Origin of the sequence: Rathayibacter sp. PhB1 (genome assembly GCF_004362935.1) — a bacterium.
In the GTDB taxonomy this organism is placed as follows: domain Bacteria; phylum Actinomycetota; class Actinomycetes; order Actinomycetales; family Microbacteriaceae; genus Rathayibacter; species Rathayibacter festucae.
On sequence record NZ_SNYD01000007.1, the window covers coordinates 157,962 to 161,595 of the forward strand.

Here is a 3,634-nt window from a genome sequence, read left to right on the forward strand (position 1 = left end):
AGTAGCGCGCGCAGCGCGCGTGTCGAGATCCACCACCGTCGGCACGGTGGTCTGCAGACTCAGCCTCTCGGTGACGGTGGGTCTCGATACGCCCCTGCGGGGCTACTCGACCAGCATGAGGCGCGCGGGACGCGCACCACGCGGTCAGAAGGCGAGGGCCGCGCCGAGGATCGCGGCGTAGGCGAGGCCGCTCAGGCTGGTCAGCTGCAGGGCGAGGATGAGCTCCTTGGCCGTGCGCGCGGTCAGGGTGATCAGGATGGCCGGCAGGACCGCCAGCAGGACGAAGAGCGTCAGCCAGGCGAGCGGGTAGAACAGCGCCAGGACGACCGCGATCCCGAACGGCACCAGCACGAAGGCGCTGTACATCGCCCGCGCGATGGTCGGGCCGACGACGACCGCGAGGGTCCGCTTGCCGGAGAGGCGGTCCGTGGGGATGTCGCGGATGTTGTTGACCATCAGCACGGCGCAGGCGAACAGGCCCGCGGCGACGGCGCCGAGCCAGGACTCCTGGTTCGCGCGGCCGATCTGCACGAACGTCGTGCCGACGGTGGCGACGAGTCCGAAGAAAACGAAGACGAAGAGCTCGCCGAGACCGAGGTAGCCGTAGGGGCGCCGGCCGCCGGTGTAGAACCAGGCGGCGGCGATCGCGGCGGCGCCGATGATCAGGAACCACCAGAAGCCGGACAGGACCGTCAGCACGAGGCCCGCGACTCCCGCGATGCCGAAGAAGACCAGCGCAACGGTGAGCACGGCACGGGGCTTCGCGGCGCCGGAGCCGGTGAGCCGCGAGGGGCCGACGCGGTTCGCGTCCGTGCCGCGGATGCCGTCGGAGTAGTCGTTGGCGTAGTTCACGCCGATCTGCAGGGCGAGCGAGACGACGAGGCAGAGCAGGGCGCGCACCCAGTGCCAGCCCTCGTCCGTGACCTGCGTCGCTCCGGTGCCGATCAGGACGGGGGCGATCGCGAGCGGGAGGGTCCGCAGCCGGGCCCCGGCGATCCACTCGCGCGGGCCGGCGGGCTGCACGACGACGCGGCGGGGGTCGCCGCCGGGGCGTCCGCTCCGGGGCTTCGCCGACGGCTTCTTCTTGCGACTCGAACTCGACACGGAGGGAATCCTACCGAGTGGTCCCTGCCCGTCCCGGGCCGTCGGCCGCCGGGCGACGCGTCGTTCTCCGCCCCCCGTCCGGGCCTGTCCTCAGACCGCTCCGTCCGCCGCGAGGCTCTCGAGGGTGCGGCGGTCGGGCTTCCCCGAGGCGAGCAGCGGGATCTCCGCGAGGGCGAGGACCGCCGCCGGGCCGGCCGCACGGCCGAGCCGCTCGACCACCTCGGAGCGCACCCGCGCCAGGTCGGCGTCCGGCGCGGTCGTCGCGACGACCGGCACCTCGCCCCACTGCGCGTCCGAGCGGCGCACCACGACCGCGTCGGGCAGGAGTCCGTCACGCAGCACCCGTTCGACGGCGTCCAGCGAGACCTTCTCCCCGCCCGAGACGATCACCCGGTCGAGGCGGCCGGTGACGCTCAGGCGGCCGTCCTCGACGACGCCGGCGTCGCCGGTGCGGTACCAGCGCTCGCCGTCGAGCGAGACGAAGGCGGCGGCGCTGCGCTCCGCGTCGAGGCCGCCGTCCGCGTCGAGGTAGCCCTCCGCGAGGGTCGGGCCGCCGAGCAGGACCTGGCCGTCGACGACGCGCATCCGCACGTCGCGCAGCGGGACGCCGTCGTAGACGCAGCCGCCGGCGGTCTCGCTCGAGCCGTAGGTGAGCCGGATCCGCACGCCGAGCTCGGCGGCCCGGTCGCGCAGCGTCTGCGGGGTCGACTGGCCGCCGATGAGCAGCGCGTCGAAGGAGGCGAGGACCGCGGCCTCGGCGGGCACGCACTCCGCGAGGTCGAGCAGCCGGGCGAGCTGCACCGGGACGAGCGACGAGTAGCGCCGCTCCCCCGCGGGCATCGTCCGGGCGAGGGCGAGGAAGGCGGCGGCGTCGAAGCCGCCGGCCGGCAGCACGACCGGGTCGGCGTCGGCGGTCAGCGAGCGGACCAGCACCTGCACTCCCGCCACGTAGTGCGTCGGCAGGCAGAGCAGCCAGCGGCCGGGGCCGCCGAGCTCGGCGAGGGTGGCGGAGGCGCTGGTCAGCAGCGCAGAGGTGGCGAGCGCGACGCGCTTGGGCGGGCCGGACGAGCCGGAGGTCTCGACGACCACGGCGACGCGCTGCGGGACGGACGCATCCAGGTCCGACTCCGCTCCCGGAGCCGCGATCCGCACCGCGGGACCGCTGCCGTCGAGCGCCGCGCGCAGGGCGATGAGCACCTTCTCCGGCGCCGGATCGACGGAGGCGAGCGGGCGGGTCATCGCCGCGCCGCCCCGGATCGCGCCGGCCCGGTCCGAGCCGCCATCGTCAGAACTGCCACGGGAACGGCGACCAGTCGGGCGCGCGCTTCTCGAGGAAGGAGTCGCGCCCCTCGACGGCCTCATCGGTGCCGTAGGCGAGGCGGGTGGTCTCGCCGGCGAAGAGCTGCTGGCCGACCAGTCCGTCGTCGACCGCGTTGAAGGCGTACTTCAGCATCCGGATCGCGGTGGGCGACTTGGTCAGGATCGTCTCGGCCCACTCGAGGGCGGTCGCCTCGAGCTCGGCGTGCGGGACGACCGCGTTCACGGCGCCCATCTCGTAGGCGCGCTGCGCGGAGTACTCGCGGGCGAGGAAGAACACCTCGCGGGCGTTCTTCTGGCCGATCTGGCGGGCGAAGTAGGCGGAGCCGTAGCCGGCGTCGAACGAGCCGACGTCGGCGTCGGTCTGCTTGAAGCGGCCGTGCTCCTCGGAGGCGATCGTCAGGTCGCAGACCACGTGCAGCGAGTGCCCGCCGCCGGCCGCCCAGCCGGGGACGGCGGCGATGACGACCTTGGGCATGAAGCGGATCAGCCGCTGGACCTCGAGGATGTGCAGGCGGCCGTTGCGCGCCGAGTCGATCCCCTCGGCGGTCTCGCCGTCGGAGTAGCGGTAGCCGTCGCGGCCGCGGATGCGCTGGTCGCCGCCCGAGCAGAACGCCCAGCCGCCGTCGCGCGGGCTGGGGCCGTTCCCGGTGAGGATGACGACGCCGATGCGCGGGTTCGTCCGCGCGTCCTCGAGGGCGCGGAACAGCTCGTCGACAGTGCGCGGGCGGAAGGCGTTGCGCACCTCCGGCCGGTCGAACGCGACCCGGGCGATGCGGCCCGAGCGGTCGTGGTGGTAGGTGATGTCCTCGAGACCGTCGAACCCGTCGACCGGCGCCCAGCGGCGCGCGTCGAACAGCTCGGAAACCTGCGTGCTCATGGCCTCGACCCTACTGTCGGGGGCTGGGGGCGGGATCGAGCCGGTTGCGCGCATGCTGGTCGAGTAGCCCGCAGGGCGTATCGAGACCCGCGGCACCAGGACTGCGGACGACGGGGATCTCGATACGCCCGCTCCGCGGGCTACTCGATCAGCATGAAGAGAGGCCCCGCCGACCCATGCTGGTCGAGTAGCCCGCAGGGCGTGTCGAGACCGACGGCACCAGGACTGCGGATGAGGGGGATCTCGAAGCTTCTATTTGTCAAGGTCGGCAGAGGAGTGGGAAGAGTTCGCGGCAGAGGGCTCGTTTGAGGAGGCGGAGGATGTCTTTCTTTG

At 73.3% G+C, this 3,634-nt stretch carries 3 protein-coding genes; all 3 read right to left on the bottom strand.

The features are described 5' to 3' along the window. Window positions 1-144: 144 nt before the first annotated feature. The 3 genes from EDF17_RS17270 to EDF17_RS17280 all read right to left on the bottom strand — a co-directional run bounded on the left by EDF17_RS17270 (window position 145) and on the right by EDF17_RS17280 (window position 3,301). Complete coding sequence (locus EDF17_RS17270) at window positions 145-1,023, bottom strand: 1,4-dihydroxy-2-naphthoate polyprenyltransferase (protein WP_123447880.1); 879 nt, start codon at window positions 1,021-1,023, stop codon at window positions 145-147. Between the two features lie 171 nt (window positions 1,024-1,194). Then, on the bottom strand, window positions 1,195-2,343 hold the full coding sequence (locus tag EDF17_RS17275; RefSeq protein WP_123447866.1) for an AMP-binding protein: 1,149 nt from the start codon (window positions 2,341-2,343) through the stop codon (window positions 1,195-1,197). A 46-nt stretch (window positions 2,344-2,389) separates the two neighbouring features. Then, window positions 2,390-3,301: a 1,4-dihydroxy-2-naphthoyl-CoA synthase gene (locus EDF17_RS17280; RefSeq protein ID WP_123447867.1), complete on the bottom strand. Its 912-nt coding sequence runs from the start codon at window positions 3,299-3,301 to the stop codon at window positions 2,390-2,392. Window positions 3,302-3,634 lie beyond the last annotated feature (333 nt).

Excerpts from the sequence above, each read along its gene's own strand:
- EDF17_RS17280 (WP_123447867.1), bottom strand. The coding sequence starts at position 3,301 with ATGAGCACGCAGGTTTCCGAGCTGTTCGACGCGCGCCGCTGGGCGCCG.
- EDF17_RS17275 (WP_123447866.1), bottom strand. The coding sequence starts at position 2,343 with ATGACCCGCCCGCTCGCCTCCGTCGATCCGGCGCCGGAGAAGGTGCTC.